Consider the following 19,707-nt stretch of genomic DNA (forward strand, 5'->3'; position numbering starts at 1 on the left):
TCAGCCCTTGTTCAGCTGGTCCTCGTTGGGGATCGCGCCGCCGAAGCGGCGGTCCCGCTGGGCGAACTCCAGGCACGCGCGCCACAGGTCGCGGCGGTCGAAGTCGGGCCAGAGCACGTCCTGGAAGACCATCTCGGCGTAAGCGCTCTGCCAGATCAGGTAGTTGGACGTGCGCTGCTCGCCGGACGGGCGCACGAAGAGGTCGACGTCCGGCATGTCCGGGTAGTAGAGGTACTTCGCGAAGGTCTTCTCCGTGACCTTCGACGGGTCGAGCCGGCCCGCGGCGATGTCCCGTCCTATGGCCGCCGCCGCGTCGGCGATCTCCGCGCGGCCGCCGTAGTTGACGCAGAAGTACATCGTCATGGCGTCGTTGTCCTTGGTCTGCTCCTGGGCGACCTGGAGCTCCTCGACCACCGACTTCCACAGCTTCGGCATCCGCCCGGTCCAGCGGACCCGGATGCCCAGCTCGTCCATCTCGTCACGGCGGCGGCGGATGACATCGCGGTTGAAGTTCATCAGGAAGCGCACCTCTTCGGGCGAGCGCTTCCAGTTCTCGGTCGAGAAGGCGTACAGGGAGAGGTTCTTGACGCCCATCTCCAGGCAGCCCTTGAGGACGTCCATCACGACGCCCTCGCCGACCTTGTGGCCCTCGGTGCGCGGCAGCCCGCGCTCCTTCGCCCAGCGGCCGTTGCCGTCCATGACGATGGCCACGTGGTTGGGGACCAGTTCACCGGGGATCTTCGGCGGCCGCGCCCCGGACGGGTGCGGCTCAGGGGTGAGGTACTCGCGTCGGGAACGGCCCAGAATCCCGCGTCGTGCCATGCGTGCCACTTCTCCTCGATGCCAGGTTCTACTTCTCTGGGTTACTTCTCTGCGTTACTTCTCTACGTAACGGAGGGAGCGGAGCCCCCGCTCCAGATGCCAGTGCAGATACGCCGCCACCAGGCCGCTGCCCTCCCGGACGTGCCGTGCCTCGCACGCGTCCGCCGTCGCCCAGTCCCCGGTCAGCAGCGCGCCGAGGAGCCCGATCGACTCCGAGGAGGGTACGACGCTTCCGGGCACCCGGCACTCCCCGCATACGACGCCGCCCGCGGCCACCGAGAAGAATCGGTTCGGTCCGGGCATACCGCACTTGGCGCAGGCGTCGAAGCTGGGCGCGTAGCCGTTGACGGCGAGGGAGCGCAGCAGAAACGCGTCGAGGATGAGGTGCGGGGCGTGCTCGCCCGCGGCGAGCGTCCGCAGGCCGCCGACGAGCAGCAGATACTGCTGCACGGCGGGCTCGCCCTCGTGGTCGGTGAACCGCTCGGCGGTCTCCAGCATGGCGGTGCCCGCGGTGTAGCGGGCGTAGTCGGTGACGATGCCGCCACCGTACGGAGCGATGGTCTCGCTCTGCGTGCACAGGGGCAGTCCACGGCCTACGAGCTCGCCGCCGCGCGCGAAGAACTGCACGTCCACGTGCGAGAAGGGCTCCAGCCGCGCCCCGAACTTCGACTTCGTCCGCCGCACGCCCCTGGCCACGGCCCGCACGCGCCCGTGCCCCCGGGTGAGCAGGGTGATGATCCGGTCCGCTTCGCCCAGTTTCTGGGTGCGCAGCACGATGCCATCGTCGCGGAACAGACTCATGGAGCCATTGTCCCGTACGGCCGGGGTGCGCTTTCCCCTCGGGGAGGGGCTGCTGTTCCGGACGGGCCTGAAGTGGTTCAAGTCGTTGGAGAATGTCGCCATGTTGATCTTCCCGTCCCTCCGGAACCCCCTCTCGACGCTCTCCGCCGGATTGCTCGGGCTCGGGCTGGCCGTCGTCGCCGCCTATCTGCTGGGGGTCACGGTGCCCGGCAAGCGGGCCGACGCCTGGGCCTTCGCGACGGCGGCCGCCTGTCTGCCGGACGAGCCCTCCACGGAGTGCCGGAAGAGCGTGCCCGCCACCGTGGAGAAGGCCGAGACCGTCTCCGAGGGCAGGACGCGGCACCACTGGCTCACGCTGGCCGAGCGCGGCGGGGGCTCGTACCGCGTGGACATGAGCCGGTCGTCCTCGGTCTTCGGGGCCGTCTCGCCCGGTGACCGGGTGACGATGACGTCGTGGCGGGGCAAGGTCCGCTATGTCGACTTCCGGAACATGCGGCAGGACGCGGCCGACCGCCCCAAGGAGGCCTACCGCCTGCCGCTGGGCATCGGGCTGGCGCTGCTGCCGCTGAGCGGGATGCTGCTCTGGTTCGCCCACGGCCTGTTCCGCCGGACCTCCGGCGCCCCCGCGTTCTCCCTCTGGCGGATCAGCGTCGCGGTCGCGTCGGGGATCTGCCTCGCGCTCATCGCCTTCTTCGCGCCCCTGGCCACGGACACGGTGTCGACGGCCCTGTTGCTCAGCGCCGTCGCCGCGTTCCCCGTGGCCCTCGGCGGGCTGTGGCTGATCAAGCGGCAGCGCCGCCGGCCCACGGGCCGGCGGCGACGGACCGGGAGACCGAGCCCGTCCGGGGCCTGAAGGGCCGTCACGACGGCGTGCGGGCCGCCGCCAGCAGGCGGTCGGTGTCCTCGGGACACAGCAGCAGCGCCCGGCCCACCGTCGTGAGGACCTCGCGCTCCGCGGGCCGGTAGGGCCCGTCCGCGAGGGCGATGCGCGCGCCCTGGAGGAGGATCGACTCCCGGCCGGCCGGGGCGAGGTGCGGGGCCAGCGGCTCCAGCGCCTCGTGGAGCTCGATGGCCAGCGCCGTGCCGCGGGGGTCGAAGCCGTCGCGGCCGCAGCCCCCGTCGCCGAGGCCGCCGCCGCTCGCGTACGTCCCGGGGAGGCGGCCCGTGTCCGCGGCGAGCGCCTCGATCAGGGTGATCAGCTGTTCCTCGCTGCAGTCGACGAAGCCCGCGGCGCGCACCGCGCCGACCGCGGCCCTGCGGACCGTGCGCGCCTCCGTGCCGCCCGCCGCGAGGACGGCGAGGGCGACCGTGTGCACGGCGTCGCGGAGCATCGCGGAGAAACGGGTGGTGGTGGGGTGGTCCAGGATGTCCGTGCTGTAACGGGCGCGGCAGGCCGTGCACTCGACGATCGGCCCCACCGGTCCGCGCGGCAGCAGCGGCACGCCGAAGGCGACGAGCCGCCGGCGGCCCGTACGGCGGCGGTAGTTGCGGTCGCCGCCGCAGCCGGGGCAGTAGAACTCGCCGTCGCCTACGGTGCGCCACACGGTGCGTACGCCCACCACACACCGGTCCGGTCCGGATCGGCCTCGCGCGTGCATCACGGCGCACCTCCATAACGCCACGGCCTCGTCGCCGCGTTGACGTGATGTTAGCCACATCGATGATGTGGCGTCAGTACCCCGTGCGCAGACTTCGGGCGGCAGTGGGGCGAACACGCCACCGAGCCACCGGATACGGTGGTTTCGGTGGCGTCCCCTTGACCGCCGCGGTGGCTCAGCCGCGGTGGGCGCGATTGACCGCGGAGACCACGGCCTTGATCGAGGCGCGGGTGGTGTTGGGGTCGGTGCCGGTGCCCCACAGCACCTTGCCGTCGATCACGCACTCGATGTACGAGGCGGCGCGGGCGCTCGCGCCCTCGCTCATGGTGTGCTCGGAGTAGTCCAGCAGGCGCGCGTCGACCCCGACCGCGGCGAGCGCGTCGAAGAAGGCGGAGATCGGGCCGTTGCCGGTGCCGGTCAGCACCGTGTCCACGCCGTCCACGACCGCCTCGACGGTGAGCGCGTCGGTGCCCTCGCTGGTGGTCGACGTCTGGTGGGAGCGCAGCGCGATCCGGCCCCAGGGGTTGTCGTCGGTGGGCAGGTACTCGTCCTGGAAGACCGCCCAGATCTCCTGCGGGGTGACCTCGCCGCCCTCGGCGTCCGTCTTCGCCTGGATGATGCGGGAGAACTCGATCTGCATCCGGCGCGGCAGGTCCAGCTTGTGGTCGTTCTTCAGGACGTACGCGATACCGCCCTTGCCGGACTGCGAGTTGACGCGGATGACCGCCTCGTACGAGCGTCCGACGTCCTTGGGGTCGATCGGCAGGTAGGGGACGGCCCACTCGATGTCGTCCACGGTCTTCCCGGCGGCGGCAGCGGTGGCCTCCATCGCCTCGAAGCCCTTCTTGATGGCGTCCTGGTGGGAGCCGGAGAAGGAGGTGTAGACCAGGTCGCCCGCGTAGGGGTGGCGCGGGTGGACCTCCATCTGGTTGCAGTACTCGGCGGTCCTGCGGACCTCGTCGATCTGCGAGAAGTCGATCTGCGGGTCGACGCCCTGGGAGAAGAGGTTCATGCCCAGGGTGACCAGGTCGACGTTGCCGGTGCGCTCGCCCTGGCCGAAGAGGCAGCCCTCGATCCGGTCCGCGCCCGCCATGATCGCCAGCTCGGCGGCGGCGACGGCCGTGCCCCGGTCGTTGTGGGGGTGGACGGACAGACAGATGTGCTCGCGCCGGGACAGGTGCCGCGACATCCATTCGAAGCGGTCGGCGTGGGTGCTCGGGGTGGACCGCTCCACCGTGGCGGGCAGATTGAGGATGATCTCCCGCCCTGCCTCGGGCTGCCAGACGTCCATGACGCCCTCGCAGACCTCCAGGGCGAAGTCCAGCTCGGTGTCGGTGAAGATCTCCGGGCTGTACTGGTAGCCGAAGGCCGTCTCGGGGCCGAGGATCTTCTCGGCGTACTCCATGACCAGCCGGGTGCCGTCGACCGCGATCTGCTTGACCTGCTCGCGCGAGCCGCGGAAGACCACCCGGCGGAAGACGGGCGCGGTGGCGTTGTAGAGGTGGACGGTCGCGCGGTGGGCGCCGCGCAGCGACTCCACGGTCCGCTCGATCAGCTCCTCGCGCGCCTGGGTGAGGACGGAGATCGTCACGTCCTCGGGGATCGCGCCCTCCTCGATGATCGACCGCACGAAGTCGAAGTCGGTGGCGCCGGAGGAGGGGAAGCCGACCTCGATCTCCTTGTAGCCCATGCGGACCAGCAGGTCGAACATCTCCCGCTTGCGGGCCGGGGACATCGGGTCGATCAGTGCCTGGTTGCCGTCGCGCAGGTCGGTGGAGAGCCAGCGGGGGGCGGCGGTGACGCGCCGGTCGGGCCAGGTGCGGTCGGGGATGTCGACGGCTTCGTACGACCCGTATTTGTGCACCGGCATCCCCGAGGGGCGCTGGGTCACGGTCGCCGCGGTGACGGGCGTGGGGGGACGTACAGAGATCTCGGGCATCTGCGTGGGGCTCCTCGTGTGTCCGCTGGGCGGCCGACGGGGGCTGGTCACCGGCGAGTGACCGCAACACCGAACTCCGCGGGGAGGGAGTCGGCCTACTGCAGACCCTCGCCGCGGCAGCTAAGGAGAAGCAGCCCGAAACGCATGATGCTCAGCACGATAACCGAGCCGGACGCGCCATGGATCCCCCGTATCAGCATGCGGGACGCGATCACTCGCGGGTCACACGGTTTCCCGGGGGCGGAAGGGGCGGGAGAGGGAATGCGGAATTGCTGTCCCCCAAATGATAGCCAACCACTCGATTTCATTAATCGTGACGCCAAGCAGTGACAAGCCGGAGGCTCGGTGCCACATTGCCGCCATGAAACCGGTGTTCTGCACGATCGTGCCTCCCCACATTCTCGACCGCCTCGCCCAGTCGGAGGATCCGGAGCTCTCCGGCAACGCCCAGCGCACCCTCGAACACGACTCCCTCCACCGCACCCGCCGCCGCGTCACCGCCCTCCGGGGCGCCGTGGCACCGGCGGGCACCCCATCCGACCAGCCCCAGCGGACGATCTACGACGCCGGCCACCAGGAGACGACGCCCGGCACGAAAGTGCACTCCGAGGGCGACGGTCCGGCCAAGGACGCGACCGTGAACCGTGCGAATTCGGCCCTGGGGGCCACATTCGACTTCTATCTGAAGGCGTATGGACGGCACTCCATCGACGACGCCGGGCTCCCTCTGGATGCCACCGTCCATTACGGCACGAATTACGACAACGCCTTCTGGGACGGCTCGCAGATGGTGTTCGGGGACGGCGACGGACAGCTCTTCGTCGACTTCACCGTCTCGGTCGATGTCATCGGCCACGAGCTCACCCACGGCGTCACCCAGCACACGGCCAATCTGGAGTACTACGGCCAGTCGGGCGCGCTCAACGAGTCCCTGTCGGACGTCTTCGGCTCGCTGATCAAGCAGTACGCGCTCGGCCAGACCGCCGACCAGGCCGACTGGCTGATCGGCCAGGGGCTGCTGGGGCCGCACATCCACGGCGTGGCACTGCGCTCCATGAAGGCGCCGGGTACCGCCTACGACGACCCGCACCTGGGCAAGGACCCGCAGCCCGCCACCATGGACGACTACGTGCGGACCTCGCGCGACAACGGCGGCGTGCACACCAATTCGGGCATCCCCAACCACGCCTTCTACCTCGTGGCGAGCGCGCTCGGCGGGCACGCGTGGGAGCGGGCCGGGAAGATCTGGTACGCCACCCTCACCGGCGGTGAGCTGGCCTCCGACGCCGATTTCGCGGAGTTCGCGCGGCTGACGGCGGCGACGGCGCGGAGCCTGTACGGCGAGGGGGACGCGATTCAGGCCGTTCTCAAGGCGTGGTCGCAGGTGGGGGTCCCCACCTCGTAGGGACGGCCGCACGGGGTAAGGATGGCGGCATGCGGATTGCCATCACCCGAACCGGCGGTTTTACCGGCATCGAGCGGCGGGCCGAGCTGGATACGTCCGGCCGGCCCGACGCGACGCACATCGAGGCCCTGGCCCACCGGGCGCTGACCCCGGGCCACGGCGCCCCGGCACGGGGCGTGCCGGACGGCTTCCACTACGAGATCAAGGTGGACGGCCGCTCGGTCCACCTGGCGGACCCCCACCTCACACACGACCAGCGCGAACTGATCCAACTGGTCCTGAAGGAGGGCGCGTAGCGTCAGAACCCGAGCTTGCGCAGCTGCTTGGGATCGCGCTGCCAGTCCTTGGCGACCTTCACATGCAGGTCGAGGTAGACCGGGGTACCGAGGAGCGCCTCGATGTGCTTGCGGGACTTCATGCCGACCTCCTTCAGCCGGGAGCCCTTGGGGCCGATGATGATCCCCTTCTGGCTGGGGCGCTCGATGTAGACGTTGGCGTGGATGTCCAGCAGCGGCTTGTTCGCCGGGCGGTCCTCGCGCGGCAGCATCTCCTCGACCACGACGGCGATGGAGTGCGGCAGCTCGTCCCGCACGCCCTCCAGCGCGGCCTCGCGGATCAGCTCGGCGACCATGATCTGCTCGGGCTCGTCGGTGAGATCGCCCTCGGGGTAGAGCGGCGGGCTCTCCGGCAGCATCGGCACGAGCAGGTCGGCGAGCAGCGACACCTGCTTGTCGCCCACCGCCGAGACCGGGATGATCTCCGCCCACTCGATGCCGAGCTCCTCGCCCAGCTGATGGATGGCGATCAGCTGCTCCGCGAGGGCCTTGGAGTCCACCAGGTCCGTCTTGGTGACGATGGCGACCTTGGGCGTCTTCTTGATCCCGGCCAGCTCGGTGGCGATGTAGCGGTCGCCGGGGCCGAGCTTCTGGTCGGCGGGCAGGCAGAAGCCGATCACGTCGACCTCGGCCCACGTGGTGCGCACGACGTCGTTGAGGCGCTCGCCGAGCAGCGTGCGCGGCTTGTGCAGGCCGGGCGTGTCCACCAGCACGAGCTGGGCGTCGGGGCGGTGCACGATGCCGCGGACGGTGTGGCGGGTGGTCTGCGGCCGGTTGGAGGTGATCGCGACCTTCGTCCCCACCAGTGCGTTGGTCAGGGTCGACTTGCCCGCGTTGGGGCGGCCGACGAAGCACGCGAAGCCCGCGCGGTGAGGGGCCTGGGACGGGGAGGAGGCTCTATCCATACTCGATATTCTCCCCGATCCCCCGGCGACCGCCGACCAGTGGTCGCCGGGGGGCGCGGAGCCGCAGCCCGCTCAGCCGGCCAGGAGCCTCGTGTGCGGCGTGCCGTCCGGGCCCGCCAGCAGGACAGGCGTGTCCGGGCCGCCCAGGTCCCGTACGGCCGCGCGGTCCGCCTCGGGGACGGTGGCCGCCTCGGAGACCACGGCCGCGGCCTCCAGCGACTTCGCGCCGCTGGCGACGGCCATCGCGACGGCGGTCCGCAGGGCGCTGAGCTTCAGCGAGTCGAGCGCGACGGTCCCGGCGACATAGGTCCGGCCGGTCTCGTCGCGCACGGCGGCGCCCTCGGGGACGGCGTTGCGGGCGCGCGCCGAGCGGGCCAGCGTGATGATCTTGCGGTCTTCGGGGTCCAGCGTCTCCGTCATACGCGCGAGCATATGCAGCACCCCTGGAGGATCAAGACCCGGACCGTACGAGGACGGCTCAGCCCGCGACCGAGTACATCCCGCGGCGGCCCTCCGGCGAGGTGAGCCACTCGACCTTCGCCGCCGTGCCCGACTCCGGCACCGGGTTGTGCATCACGATCGTCAGGTCCGGGCGGGCCGGTACGCGCAGCTGGGTGCTCTCGAAGTGCAGCGCGCCGACCAGCGGGTGCTCCATCTCCTTGACCAGCTGACCGCCCTCGCAGACGTCACCGCGCGCCCACAGTGCCACGAACTCCTCGCTCTCCTCGGCGAGTTCCGCGACGACGGCCTGGAAGCCCTCGTCGTCGGGGCGCTCGGACCAGGCGGCGCGGAACTGGGCGACGACGCAGTGGGCGTTGTCCTCCCAGTTCGCGGCGCGCGAGCGGTAGACGGGGTCGGTGAAGAACGTGACCAGGCAGTTCTGCACGGTCTCCGGGCGGAAGCCCATGACCAGGGCGGCCGACTCGTTGTAGGAGACGATGTTCCAGTACGGGTCCATGATGTGCGCCGGGTAGGGCATCCAGCCTTCGATCAGCCGGTGCAGGCCCGCGCACAGATACTCCGCGCCGTACTCCGACTCCGGCGGCGGCGGGTTCAGCCCGGCCAGGGCGTAGAGGTGGCGGCGCTCCGGGCCTGCCAGCTTCAGCACGCGCGCGACGGCGTCGAGCACCTGCGGCGAGACGGTGATGTCACGCCCCTGCTCCAGCCACTGGTACCAGGACGCGCCGACCCCGGCGAGCACGGCCACCTCCTCGCGGCGCAGCCCCGGGGTGCGGCGCCGGGCGCCGCCGTCCGGGAGGCCGACGTCGGCCGGGCTCACCCGGGCCCGACGGCTCATCAGGAACTCGCGCAGCTCCTGGCGGCGGCGCGACCCGGTGGCCCGCGCGCCGCCGGATGCGGTGTGTACTTCGGTCGGACCGGCTGTCAACGGCTCCCCCTCGCCTGGTGGTACGGCCACCACCATAAGCAGTGTCTCCCCACGGGTATTCCGCGCGGCGGAAGGTGGTGCCCATGGCGATCGACAGTTCCCCGTCCCTGACCACCTCCGCGCCACCGGCGGCGCAGCGCATGACCACCCGCGCGAAGCTGATCCTGCTGGTGCTGTGCGCGGCGCAGTTCATCATCGCGCTCGACTTCTCCATCCTGAACGTGGCACTGCCCGTCCTCGGCGACGACCTGGGCATGGGGCAGGCCGACCTCCAGTGGGCGGTCACCGCGTTCGCACTGCCGTCGGGCGGCTTCCTGCTGCTCTTCGGCCGGATCGCCGATCTCTACGGACGGCGCAGGCTGTTCCTCGCCGGGCTCGCCCTCTTCACCGTGGCCTCCGTGCTCGCCACGCTCGCCTGGAACCCGGCGGCCTTCCTCGCCGGGCGCGCGCTCCAGGGGCTGGGCGCCGCCGTCATCGTGCCGACCGGCATGTCGCTGCTGACCACGACCTTCACCGAGGGGCCGCAGCGCGAACGGGCGCTCGGCATCAGCGGCACCCTGATGTCCCTCGGCTTCACCATCGGCATGGTGCTCGGCGGAGTGCTGACCGACTCGCTGGGCTGGCGCTCCACCATGGGTCTGCTGGCCGTGGCCGGCGTCGGCATCCTGGCCGTCGCCCCCGGTCTGCTCACCGAGTCCCGGCATCCGCAGCGGCCGCGCGTCGACATACCGGGCGCGGTGACGGTGACCGGCGGCCTGCTGGCGCTGATCTACGCCCTGTCGACAGCGGCGCAGCACGGGTTCGGCGGCGTGGACGTCCTCGTCACCCTGATCGCCGGGATCGTCCTGCTCGTCGCCTTCGTGGCCGTGGAGTCGCGGGCCGCGGAGCCGCTGGTGTCGCTGCCGATGCTGCGGCGGCGGACCGTCGCCTGGGGGAACCTGGGCGGGCTGACCACCTTCTCGATGATGACCACGGTCATCTTCCTGCTCACCCTCTACCTCCAGGAGGTCCTCGACCTCTCGGCCTTCCGCACGGGCCTGGTCTTCGGCGTGCAGGGCGTCTTCGCGGCGGCCGCCGGGGTGACCGCGCCGAAGATCATCGCCCGCTTCGGCGCCCGCAACACGCTGCTCACTGGCCTGATCGTCCAGGCCGTCTTCACCGCGACACTGCTCGGCCTGGGACTCGGCTCGGGCGGCGCGTGGCTGGCGCTGGCCGGGGCCTCGCTCGCCTGCATCGGCCATCTGTGGGCGATCGTGGCCTACGGCGTCACCGCGACGTCGGGCCTGCCGGATCGTGAGCAGGGGCTGGCGACGGGTCTGGTGACCAGCTCGCAGCAGGTGGGCATCACGATCGGGATCCCGCTGCTCAGCGCGCTCTCCTCGGCACGGATCGCTTCGCTGCGGGACGGCGGCTCGGACTTCGCGTCGGCGACGCTCGGGGGTATCCGGCTGGGGTTGGGAGCCGACGCGCTTCTGGTGGGCGTGGTGGCGGTACTCGTCGCCGTGGGCTTGCGCCGCCGCCGCTCCGCGGCCTGAGGGGGTACCCCGGTCCTCAAACGCCGGACGGGCTGATTTCAGCCCGTCCGGCGTTTGGCACAAGCTCAGGCCCGTTCGTCCTCGCGCACTGGATCCACCCGCACCGTCACGATGCGGTTCCGGCGGCCCGCCGCGGACTCCGCCGTCAGCCGCAGCGCCCGGATCCCCGAGCGTTCCGACAGGCCGTACGCGGCGAGGTCGACCTCCGCCTTCGCCCCGGCGATCGGGACGCGCCCCAAAGCCTTGGCCAGGAGCCCGCCGACCGTCTCGACGTCCTCGTCGTCCAGCTCCAGACCGTAGAGCTCGCCGAGGTCGCCGATGTCGAGGCGGGCGGTGACGCGGTAGCGGCCGTCACCGAGGTCCTCGACGGGCGGCAGTTCGCGGTCGTACTCGTCGGTGATCTCGCCGACGATCTCCTCCAGGATGTCCTCGATGGTGACGATCCCGGCCGTGCCGCCGTATTCGTCGATGACGACCGCGCAGTGGTTGCGCTGCTGCTGCATCTCGCGCAGCAGGTCGCCCGCGTTCTTGGTGTCGGGTACGAACACGGCGGGCCGCATCGCCGTCGAGACCAGTTCGGACTCGGCGTCCCGGCTGATGTGCGTCTTGCGGGCGAGGTCCTTGAGGTAGACGACGCCGACGATGTCGTCCTCGCTCTCGCCGGTCACCGGTATCCGGGAGAAGCCGGAGCGCAGCGCCAGCGTGAGCGCCTGACGGATCGTCTTGCCGCGCTCGATGACGACCAGGTCGGTGCGGGGCACCATCACCTCGCGGACGAGGGTGTCGCCGAGCTCGAAGACGGAGTGCACCATGCGGCGCTCGTCGTCCTCGATGAGCGACTCCTTCTCCGCGAGGTCGACCATCGCCCGCAGCTCCGCCTCGGAGGCGAAGGGGCCCTTGCGGAAGCCCTTGCCGGGGGTGAAGGCGTTGCCGAGGAGGATCAGCAGCTGCGGCACCGGGCCCATGATCCGGGCGAGCGGCAGCAGCACGTACGCGGCGGCGGTCGCGGTGTTCAGCGGGTGCTGGATGCCGATGGTGCGCGGGGAGACCCCGACGGCCACATAGCTGACGAGCACCATCACCGCGATGGCGACGGTCAGCGCCTGCCAGGTGGCGTCGAACTCCCGCAGGCAGACATAGGTGACGAGGACGCCCGCCGCCATCTCGCAGGCGACGCGCACCAGCAGCGCCACGTTGAGATAGCGGGTGGGGTCGGCGGCGACGGCCATCAGCCGGGCGCTGCCGCGCCGCCCGGACCGTACGGCCTCCTCGGCCCGGAACCGGGTGGTCCGGGCGAGTCCGGCCTCGGCGCAGGCGGCGAGCCAGGCGATGACGAGCAGCAGGACCGCGACCGCGATCAGCCGGCCGGTCACGTGATCGTCGGCGCCGGCGAGGGCCCCTCGATCCCGCGCTCGGCGCGCCAGCCGTCGACGATGGCCGCCTGCAGGCCGAACATCTCGGCCTTCTCCTCGGGCTCCTCGTGGTCGTAGCCGAGGAGGTGCAGGACGCCGTGGACGGTGAGCAGCTGGAGCTCCTCGTCCATGGAGTGGTTGGTCGGCGCGTCCTGGCCCTGCTTCTGCGCGACCTCGGGGCAGAGCACGATGTCACCGAGCAGGCCCTGCGGGGGCTCGTCGTCGTCCTTGGCGGGCGGCCGCAGCTCGTCCATCGGGAAGGACATCACATCGGTGGGCCCGGGGAGGTCCATCCACTGGATGTGGAGCTGCTCCATGGCTTCGGCGTCGACAACGATGACCGAGAGTTCGGAGAGCGGGTGGATGCGCATCCGGGCGAGTGCGTAGCGGGCGACATCGAGGACGGCCTGCTCGTCGATGTCGGTGCCGGATTCGTTGTTGACGTCGATTGCCATGGGCTTGCGTGACTTACTTTCCGTTGCGGCTGTCGTACTGCTCGTACGCGTCGACAATACGGCCGACCAGCTTGTGCCGGACCACGTCGTTGCTGGTGAGCCGGGAGAAGTGGACGTCGTCCACGCCTTCGAGGATCTCCTGGACCTGGCGCAGACCGCTCTTGGTGCCGCCCGGGAGGTCGACCTGGGTGATGTCACCGGTGATGACGATCTTCGAGTCGAAGCCGAGCCGGGTGAGGAACATCTTCATCTGTTCGGGGCTGGTGTTCTGTGCCTCGTCCAGGATGATGAAGGCGTCGTTGAGGGTGTTGTGCGTCAGCAGGTAGTCCTGGGTGACGTACAGCGAGTCCTCGGCCGCGACCTGGATGCAGACGGCCTCCTCGCGCCCCGCGGGCTCGATGCTGTCGATGAACCGCATCGGGCGGCCGCCGCCTCCGGCCGCGTGGTACTTGTCGCGCTTGCGGGCAAGACGGAAGGGCTCGATGCCTTCGGGGAGACGGATGTCGACGGTGTGGGCGTCATGACGGTGAACGACCTCGCGGCCGTTCGCCTTCCCGGGCTTCCGTCCTTCGGCCACCCGGCGTCGGGTGTACGCGACACCACCGAGCGACTGCACCAGCGAGATCACGTCATCCCGCAGAAGGATCGACGTGGTCGTGTACTGGATGCGACACGTGCGGTTCGCCTGCGTGACCGGACCGCCGTCGGAGTCGAGCAGCCCTTGGAGGACGGCCAGACGCACCTCGGCCGAGTTCTGGAGGTAGTCGTCCGGGATGAACTTCGTGTGTGACCGGCTGCCCAACAGGTCCAGGGTGCGCAGCATTCCGGTGACCGGGTTTTCCAGGGTGACCACGTCACCCTGCGCCTTCACACGGTTCAGGGTGTAGTCGGCCCGGCCCTTCCAGCGCGCCTCGACACCGGGCAGAGCGGCTTCCAGAGCGACGGCGAGCTCCGGGTCCTCGGTGGCGAACGCCGGGGTCGTACGCCCCGTGAGGCAGCCGTCGCCCAGCAGGAGGCCCAAGGCGTACGGGTCCATGGGGACCTCACGCTCGGGGAACTCGACCGGCGCCGTGAGCAGCGGCAGCTCGTAGCGGCGAGCCTGAGCCGCGCGCAGATTGCCGATCATCTCCTTGGTCTCCAGGACCCGCCACGGCTTGTCGCGACGCTTGTCCGAGGCCGTGCGGACCGTCCACAGGTGCTCGCCGCAGCACAGGGTCCAGGCGCCGTCTTGGGCCGTGACACGGTAGATGTCCTTCTCGCCCTGCGGATAGACGCCCAGGACCGGGGTCGGCTCACCGTTCGAACCGATGACCAGGTCACCGACCTGAAGGTCGCCGATAGGGCGCCAGCCATCAGGCGTCAGCACGTTCGTGAAGATCGGCTGGGCGCGGCCGCGCATGTACGCGAGCGGCGCGACCTCGATCGTCCCCGCGGCCATCAGGCGCGGGATCGAGTCGGGGTCGAGCATGTCGTGCAGGGCGTCGTAGAGCGGCCGCAGGTAGGGGTCGATCTTCTCGTAGAGCGTGCCGGGCAGGAAGCCGAGCCGCTCGCCCGCCTCGACGGCGGGCCGGGTCAGGATGATCCGGTTGACCTGCTTGGACTGCAGGGCCTGGACCGCCTTGGCCATGGCCAGATAGGTCTTTCCGGTGCCCGCGGGGCCGATGCCGAAGACGATCGTGTGCTTGTCGATGGCGTCGACGTAGAGCTTCTGGTTGAGCGTCTTGGGGCGGATGGTGCGGCCCCGGCTGGAGAGGATGTTCTGGGTGAGGACCTCGGCGGGGGTCGCCTCCTGCCCCTCTTCGTTCCGAAGCATGGCGATCGACCGTTCCACCGCGTCCTCCGTCATCGGCGCGCCCGTGCGGAGCACCAGCATCATCTCGTCGAACAGGCGCTGCACGAGGGCGACTTCCCGTGGGTCCCCGCTGGCGCTGACCTGATTGCCCCGTACGTGTATGTCCGTGCCGGGGAAGGCCTTCTCGATCACGCGCAGGAGCGAGTCCCCGGAGCCCAGGACCGTCACCATGGGGTGCTTGGCCGGGACGGTGAACCGGGCGGTCGCCTGCGGCTGTGTGGGTGTCTGAGTCATGGGCCGGCTCTGGGGCCTGCTCATCCCTCTTTCCGTGTCCGTCTGGGTCTGTCTCGTTGTGTCTTCAGGGTACGTCGGTGCACGGACAACCCTGAGGGGATTTACGGCTGGCGGAAGCCCAGGGTGGGGACGGCCCGGCGGAGTGGCCAGGGGCGGGCCGCCGTGGGGAGGATGCCGTCGAGGAAGGCGTAGCGGCGCAGGGCCGCCGGGGGCTGGTCGTCGAAGGACCGCGCGTGCTTCCACCAGGCGGCGATCTCCACCCAGCCGGGTGCGGACAGCGACCCTCCGAATTCCTGTACGGACAGGGCGGCGGTCAGGCCCGCGAAGGCCAGCCGGTCGGCGAGCGGCCAGCCGGCGAGGGTGCCGGTGACGAAGCCCGCGACGAAGACGTCGCCCGCGCCGGTCGGGTCGAGCGCCTCGACGGCGATGGCGGGCACCTCGGCGCTCTCGCCCGTGCCGCTGTCGACCGCGTAGGCGCCCTTCTCCCCCATGGTGACGACGGCGACCGGCACCTTCTCGGCCAGTGCGCGGGCGGCGGCGCGCGGGCAGTCGGTCCGGGTGTAGCGCATGGCCTCCTCGGCGTTGGGCAGGAAGGCCTCGCAGTGCTCCAGGTCGGCGAGGTCGGCCGGGTCCCAGCGGCCGGTCTCGTCCCAGCCGACGTCGGCGAAGACCCGGCTGCCCCGGCGGGCGGCGCTCGCGATCCACTCCTCCTGCCGGCCGGGCACCAGGAGGGCGACGGCCGCCCGGGCCGGGGGCGGGCACTCGGGGGCCGGCTCCTCCGGCGGCGGCGCCTCGTGCCCGTGGGAGACCATGGTCCGCTCGCCCTCGTAGGCCATGGAGACGGTGACCGGGGAGTGCCAGCCGGGGACCGTGCGGGAGAGGCCGAGGTCGATGCCCTCGCCCCGGGAGAGCGCCTCCCAGCAGTACTCGCCGTACATGTCGTCACCGAAGGCCGCGGCGAGCGAGGTGCGCAGCCCCAGCCGGGCGAGGGCGGTGGCCATGTTGGCGATGCCGCCTGGGCTGGAGCCCATGCCACGCGCCCAGGACTCGGTGCCGCGCACGGGGGCGGTGTCCAGGCCGGTGAAGATGATGTCGAGGAAGACGGTCCCGGTCAGATAGACGTCGGTGTCCGGGTCGCCTTCGGCGCGCACTTCCGCGAGCGGGTCGAGGACGGGCACCGCCGCCCCGGCGAAGTCTTCGGCACACCCACCCCCCTGCAAGCGCTCGCCGGGGAAAGCCGACTGCGGTGCCGCATGAGGCGAAATGATCGTCATGCTCGCTCGCTGCTCCTCTCACGGGGGTGCGGGTCCGGACAGTCTGCCCGATGCTGCGATACGTTCCGTTCCATGAGGCTGACGATTCTCGGCGGTGGCGGTTTCCGAGTGCCCTTGGTGCACCGGGCCCTGTTGGACGACGCGCGGCGCGGCACTCCCGGCCGCTGCACGGAACTCGTGCTCTACGACACCGACTCCATGCGGCTGCGGGTGATCGCGTCCGTGCTGGCCGCGCAGGCCACGGATGTGCCGGACGCCCCGGCGGTCCGCATCGCCCGCAGCCTCGACGAGGCGCTGAGCGGTGCGGACTTCGTCTTCTCGGCGATCCGGGTGGGCGGCACCGCGGGGCGCGTGCGGGACGAACGGATCGCCCTCGGCGAGGGCGTGCTGGGACAGGAGACGGTGGGCGCGGGCGGTGTGCTCTACGGTCTGCGGACGATCCCCGTGGCCCTGCACATCGCCGAGCGGGTGGCGGAGGTCGCCCCCGACGCGTGGGTCATCAACTTCACCAATCCGGCGGGCATGGTCACCCAGGCGATGGCATCCGTGCTGGGCGAACGGGTCATCGGGATCTGTGATTCACCCGTGGGGCTGGTGCGGCGCGCGGCGCGGGCCGCCGGGGTCGACCCCGACCGGGTGACGTTCGACTATGTGGGCCTCAACCACCTGGGCTGGCTGAGGTCGTTGAAGATGAACGACAGGGATCTGCTGCCCGAACTCCTGGCCAACGACCGTGCGCTCGGCTCCTTCGAGGAGGGCAAGCTGTTCGGCTCGGAGCTGCTCCAGGCGCTGGGCTGTCTGCCCAACGAATATCTGCACTACTACTACTTCCGCCGCGAGACCCTGCGTTCGGTCCTGGAGGCGGTCGAGACCCGCGGCGAGTTCCTCGACCAGCAGCAGGGCGGGTTCTTCAGCGAGGCGGCCGAGTCACCCGACCAGGCGTACCGGCTGTGGGAGCGGACCCGGCTGCACCGCGAGGAGACCTATATGGCCGAGAGCCGGGCCGCGAGCGGCGGCTGGCAGCGCGACTCGTGCGACCTGGAGGGCGGCGGCTACGACCAGGTGGCGCTCGCCCTGATGCGGGCGGTCTCCCGGGACGAGCGCACGCGCCTGATCCTCAATGTGCCCAACGGCACGACCGTTCCGGCGCTGGACCCGGACGCCATCATCGAGACGGTGTGCGAGGTGGGCGCGGGCGGCGCAAGACCGCTGCCGTGCGCCCCGCTGAGCGACGACCAGCTCGGGCTGATGCTCCAGCTCAAGGCCGTCGAACGGGCCGCGATCCAGGCGGCCGTGCAGCACGACCGCACGGCCGCGCTCCGCGCGCTGGTGCTGCATCCGCTCGTCGACTCCCCGGCGGCGGCGGCCCGCATCCTGGACCGCGCGGGGGCGAACGCCGAGTCCGGTGGCTGGGGTTCCGCGGCCCGGCGGCAGGAGCCCACGGCGGTGTGAGACGGCGGGCACCGGGGCTCCCCCGGGGCCCGTTGTCCGTGCCGCGGATCTCCGCGCGTAGAAAACGCACCCCGATACCCTTGACCGAGGACCGCCAAACCTCTAGTTTCGCGCTGCACCCACCTTGCTCACCTGGAGTCCTTCGTGCAGCCCTCCCTCGCGTCCAAGCGCAAGCGCACCCGCATCGCCGCCGTCACCGCGGCCGTCGCCCTCGGCACCGGCCTCTACGCGGCGGGCGCGGCCTCCGCCGACCACTCCGCTCCGCGTTCGGACAAGGAGATCCCGAACCTCACCAAGGTCACCGACAAGATCAAGGCGTACTACGGCGACACCGTGGACAAGAAGGGCCAGCACTACGCGTCGCCGGACAGCAACTACGCCAAGCAGCTCGCGGACATCCAGAAGAAGGCCAAGGCCCAGCTGGAGCGCACGGTCAAGAACAAGCCCGGCAAGAAGGGCGCCAAGCCCGCCATCGTGCTGGACGTCGACGACACCACCCTGCTGACCTACAACTACGAGCTCCAGCAGGGCTTCAACTTCACGCCCGCCTCCCAGGACGCGTACCTGAAGTCCACGGACATGGGCCCCGTCTTCGGCATGCCGCAGCTCGTCAACTGGGCGCAGTCCAAGGGCATCACGGTCTTCTACGTCACCGGCCGCGACGAGCACCAGCGCGACTGGAGCGTCCGCAACCTCAAGAACGCGGGCTACAAGCCGGCCGCCGACCCCGCGCACTTCTTCCTGAAGAACAAGAAGACTCCCCCGGCCTACCTGCCGTGCGGCGCGTCCTGCACGACGGTCGAGTACAAGTCGGGCACGCGCAAGCACATCGAGTCCGAGGGCTACGACATCGTCGCCAACTTCGGCGACCAGTACAGCGACCTGACGGGCGGCTACGCGAACCACACGTACAAGCTGCCGAACCCGATGTACTTCCTGCCGTAACCGGGATTCCGGACGACCGGACGGGCCGGGCTTTCCGGCCCGTCCGACGTTCGAGGGAAAAACTCACACCCGCCGCGGCACCGGCACCCGCGTCAGGTCCCGGGCCACCGTCAATTCACCGGAAAAGCCCGCCGCACGGGCGTCCCGCTCGAAGAGCGAAGGGTCGTCGTACCGCTGCGAGAAGTGCGTCAGCACCAGATGCCGCACCCCCGCGGACGCGGCGACGGCTCCCGCCTGGCCCGCCGTCAGATGCCCGTGATCGGCCGCCAGCGCGGCGTCCTCGTCCAGGAACGTCGACTCGATGACGAGCATGTCGCACCCCTCGGCCAGCGCGTGCACCCCGTCGCACAGCCGGGTGTCCATCACGAACGCGAACCGCTGCCCGCGCCGCACCTCGCTCACCGCGTCCAGGGTGACCCCGCCGAGCACGCCGTCCCGCTGGAGGCGGCCCACGTCGGGCCCGGCGATGCCGTGCGCCGCCAGCAGGTGGGGCAGCATGCGCCGGCCGTCGGGCTCGGTCAGGCGGTAGCCGTAGGACTCGACGGGGTGCGAGAGGCGGCGCGCCTCCAGGACGTACGAGGGGGTCTCGGCGAGCACCGCGCCCTCGCCCGACACCGGCTCCTGGACCAGCTTCACCGTCTCGCGGTAGGCCGTGGCGTACCGCAGCCGGTCGAAGAAGCGCTGCCCGCTCTTCGGGTAGTGCGCGGTGATCGGGTGCGGCACCTGGTCGAGGTTGATGCGCTGGATCACCCCGGCGAGCCCGAGCGAGTGGTCGCCGTGGAAGTGGGTGACGCAGATCCGGTTCAGGTCGTGCGCGGCCACCCCCGCCCGCAGCATCTGCCGCTGTGTCCCCTCGCCGGGGTCGAAGAGCAGCCCCTCGCCGTCCCAGCGCAGGACGTAGCCGTTGTGGTTCCGGTGCCGGGTGGGCACCTGGCTGGCGGTGCCCAGGACGACGAGTTCGCGTACGGACAAGGGAGTTGCTCCGTTTTAGCCGGGGGGCCAGTTGAGGGAACGGCCGCCGAGTACGTGGGCGTGCGCGTGGAAGACGGTCTGCCCGGCGCCCGCGCCGGTGTTGAAGACGATCCGGAAGCCCGTCTCCTTGATCCCGGTCATCGCGGCCACCTCCTCCGCCGCGCACAGCACGTCGGCGGCGATCTGCGGCTCCGCCGCGGCCAGGGAGGCGGCGTCGGGGTAGTGCGCCTTGGGGACCACCAGGACGTGCGTGGGCGCCTGGGGGTTGATGTCCTGGAACGCGACGGTCGTGTCGGTCTCCCGGACGACGGTCGCCGGCACCTTCCCCGAGGCAATCTTGCAGAACAGGCAGTCGGCCTGCGGTTCTCCCGCCACCAGTGGCTC

Annotated in this window: 19 protein-coding genes; 6 read left to right on the forward strand and 13 right to left on the reverse strand. The window is 70.8% G+C overall.

Going from position 1 to position 19,707, the window contains the following annotated elements; all coding sequences use genetic code 11:
* Together ABD269_RS00100 and recO are read right to left on the reverse strand one after the other, a co-directional pair.
* Window positions 1–822, reverse strand: a complete 822-nt coding sequence (locus ABD269_RS00100; RefSeq protein ID WP_301887541.1) for an isoprenyl transferase — start codon at window positions 820–822, stop codon at window positions 1–3.
* Window positions 823–876: 54 nt separating this feature from the next.
* Window positions 877–1,623, reverse strand: a complete 747-nt coding sequence (gene recO, locus ABD269_RS00105; RefSeq protein WP_116211715.1) for a DNA repair protein RecO — start codon at window positions 1,621–1,623, stop codon at window positions 877–879.
* On the opposite strand from recO, the gene ABD269_RS00110 reads away from it, so the two are divergent.
* Window positions 1,622–2,476 carry a hypothetical protein gene (locus tag ABD269_RS00110; protein ID WP_344114785.1) on the forward strand — a complete coding sequence of 285 codons (855 nt, stop codon included), beginning with the start codon at window positions 1,622–1,624 and terminating at the stop codon, window positions 2,474–2,476. The genes recO and ABD269_RS00110 overlap by 2 nt on opposite strands.
* Window positions 2,477–2,483: 7 nt before the next feature.
* On the opposite strand, the gene ABD269_RS00115 is transcribed toward ABD269_RS00110, so the two are convergent.
* Together ABD269_RS00115 and leuA are read right to left on the reverse strand one after the other, a co-directional pair.
* On the reverse strand, window positions 2,484–3,221 hold the full coding sequence (locus ABD269_RS00115; protein ID WP_301894489.1) for a tellurite resistance TerB family protein: 738 nt from the start codon (window positions 3,219–3,221) through the stop codon (window positions 2,484–2,486).
* A 175-nt stretch (window positions 3,222–3,396) separates the two neighbouring features.
* Window positions 3,397–5,160, reverse strand: a complete 1,764-nt coding sequence (leuA, locus tag ABD269_RS00120; protein ID WP_301887539.1) for a 2-isopropylmalate synthase — start codon at window positions 5,158–5,160, stop codon at window positions 3,397–3,399.
* Window positions 5,161–5,521: 361 nt separating this feature from the next.
* Between leuA and ABD269_RS00125 the strand changes: the two genes are divergently transcribed.
* On the forward strand, window positions 5,522–6,565 hold the full coding sequence (locus ABD269_RS00125; RefSeq protein WP_301887538.1) for a M4 family metallopeptidase: 1,044 nt from the start codon (window positions 5,522–5,524) through the stop codon (window positions 6,563–6,565).
* A 29-nt stretch (window positions 6,566–6,594) separates the two neighbouring features.
* Window positions 6,595–6,861: a protealysin inhibitor emfourin gene (locus ABD269_RS00130; RefSeq protein WP_301887537.1), complete on the forward strand. Its 267-nt coding sequence runs from the start codon at window positions 6,595–6,597 to the stop codon at window positions 6,859–6,861.
* Window positions 6,862–6,863: 2 nt separating this feature from the next.
* Here ABD269_RS00130 and era read toward each other — a convergent pair whose 3' ends face one another.
* From era to ABD269_RS00145, 3 genes are all read right to left on the reverse strand, one after another.
* A complete protein-coding gene (gene era / locus ABD269_RS00135) occupies window positions 6,864–7,805 on the reverse strand; it encodes a GTPase Era (RefSeq protein WP_116211721.1) in 942 nt (313 codons plus the stop codon).
* Window positions 7,806–7,877: 72 nt separating this feature from the next.
* A complete protein-coding gene (locus ABD269_RS00140; RefSeq protein WP_344114790.1) occupies window positions 7,878–8,225 on the reverse strand; it encodes a cytidine deaminase in 348 nt (115 codons plus the stop codon).
* Between the two features lie 58 nt (window positions 8,226–8,283).
* The gene (locus tag ABD269_RS00145) at window positions 8,284–9,102 is read right to left on the reverse strand and encodes a helix-turn-helix transcriptional regulator (RefSeq protein ID WP_344115384.1); all 819 of its coding nucleotides are present in this window, start codon (window positions 9,100–9,102) and stop codon (window positions 8,284–8,286) included.
* Window positions 9,103–9,275: 173 nt separating this feature from the next.
* Here ABD269_RS00145 and ABD269_RS00150 point away from each other — a divergent pair, with 173 nt between their 5' ends.
* Window positions 9,276–10,727, forward strand: coding sequence for an MFS transporter (locus tag ABD269_RS00150; RefSeq protein WP_344114792.1), 1,452 nt, complete (start codon window positions 9,276–9,278; stop codon window positions 10,725–10,727).
* Between the two features lie 65 nt (window positions 10,728–10,792).
* On the opposite strand, the gene ABD269_RS00155 is transcribed toward ABD269_RS00150, so the two are convergent.
* The 4 genes from ABD269_RS00155 to ABD269_RS00170 all read right to left on the reverse strand — a co-directional run bounded on the left by ABD269_RS00155 (window position 10,793) and on the right by ABD269_RS00170 (window position 15,954).
* Window positions 10,793–12,100, reverse strand: a complete 1,308-nt coding sequence (locus ABD269_RS00155; protein WP_344114794.1) for a hemolysin family protein — start codon at window positions 12,098–12,100, stop codon at window positions 10,793–10,795.
* Window positions 12,097–12,594, reverse strand: coding sequence for an rRNA maturation RNase YbeY (ybeY, locus tag ABD269_RS00160; RefSeq protein WP_116211725.1), 498 nt, complete (start codon window positions 12,592–12,594; stop codon window positions 12,097–12,099). Before ybeY ends, ABD269_RS00155 begins: the two co-directional genes overlap by 4 nt.
* 13 nt (window positions 12,595–12,607) lie before the next feature.
* Window positions 12,608–14,680, reverse strand: coding sequence for a PhoH family protein (locus ABD269_RS00165; protein ID WP_344114796.1), 2,073 nt, complete (start codon window positions 14,678–14,680; stop codon window positions 12,608–12,610).
* A 101-nt stretch (window positions 14,681–14,781) separates the two neighbouring features.
* Complete coding sequence (locus tag ABD269_RS00170) at window positions 14,782–15,954, reverse strand: PfkB family carbohydrate kinase (protein WP_344114798.1); 1,173 nt, start codon at window positions 15,952–15,954, stop codon at window positions 14,782–14,784.
* A 72-nt stretch (window positions 15,955–16,026) separates the two neighbouring features.
* On the opposite strand from ABD269_RS00170, the gene ABD269_RS00175 reads away from it, so the two are divergent.
* Both ABD269_RS00175 and ABD269_RS00180 read left to right on the forward strand, forming a co-directional pair.
* Window positions 16,027–17,406, forward strand: a complete 1,380-nt coding sequence (locus ABD269_RS00175; protein ID WP_344114800.1) for a 6-phospho-beta-glucosidase — start codon at window positions 16,027–16,029, stop codon at window positions 17,404–17,406.
* A 144-nt stretch (window positions 17,407–17,550) separates the two neighbouring features.
* The gene (locus ABD269_RS00180) at window positions 17,551–18,351 is read left to right on the forward strand and encodes an HAD family acid phosphatase (protein ID WP_344114802.1); all 801 of its coding nucleotides are present in this window, start codon (window positions 17,551–17,553) and stop codon (window positions 18,349–18,351) included.
* 63 nt (window positions 18,352–18,414) lie between these two features.
* On the opposite strand, the gene ABD269_RS00185 is transcribed toward ABD269_RS00180, so the two are convergent.
* Both ABD269_RS00185 and ABD269_RS00190 read right to left on the reverse strand, forming a co-directional pair.
* Window positions 18,415–19,323 carry a ribonuclease Z gene (locus tag ABD269_RS00185; RefSeq protein ID WP_344114804.1) on the reverse strand — a complete coding sequence of 303 codons (909 nt, stop codon included), beginning with the start codon at window positions 19,321–19,323 and terminating at the stop codon, window positions 18,415–18,417.
* Window positions 19,324–19,338: 15 nt separating this feature from the next.
* Window positions 19,339–19,698 carry a histidine triad nucleotide-binding protein gene (locus ABD269_RS00190; protein WP_301887528.1) on the reverse strand — a complete coding sequence of 120 codons (360 nt, stop codon included), beginning with the start codon at window positions 19,696–19,698 and terminating at the stop codon, window positions 19,339–19,341.
* Window positions 19,699–19,707: the final 9 nt, after the last annotated feature.

The organism is Streptomyces blastmyceticus, assembly GCF_039521185.1.
In the GTDB taxonomy this organism is placed as follows: domain Bacteria; phylum Actinomycetota; class Actinomycetes; order Streptomycetales; family Streptomycetaceae; genus Streptomyces; species Streptomyces blastmyceticus.